Source organism: Methylophaga sp. UBA4204 (genome assembly GCF_002379485.1).
Lineage (GTDB): Bacteria > Pseudomonadota > Gammaproteobacteria > Nitrosococcales > Methylophagaceae > Methylophaga.
Genome location: NZ_DFTU01000007.1, coordinates 12,730 through 12,977, shown reverse-complemented (window position 1 = coordinate 12,977; position 248 = coordinate 12,730). Strand labels below are relative to the sequence as shown.

Genomic DNA, 248 nt, shown 5'->3' with positions numbered 1-248 from the left:
CGGACATTGTCGAGAATTTCAACCATGATCTCGCCATCACTGAATTTCTCAACTGTGGCTTTACCCAAGCTGATATTCAGAAAATTGGCGATATTTTCTGACAGTTTACGATTAGCGTTTCCAGTGAAGACCATCATATTGTCGTCTGCAGAACGCTGTTGTAACTGGAGGAGTCGGTTTTGAGTCACTATAGAGATGCCGAGTTCATTCAATAAACAAAAAGAGTGGCTGGGGTACCAGGATTCGAA

At 42.7% G+C, this 248-nt stretch carries 1 protein-coding gene; it reads right to left on the bottom strand.

The annotated features are described in order from the left end of the window. A partial coding sequence (locus tag B3182_RS00865; RefSeq protein ID WP_414683332.1) for a ribose-phosphate pyrophosphokinase-like domain-containing protein occupies nt 1-137 on the bottom strand: 137 nt, incomplete at its 3' end. Between the last annotated feature and the right edge of the window lie 111 nt (nt 138-248).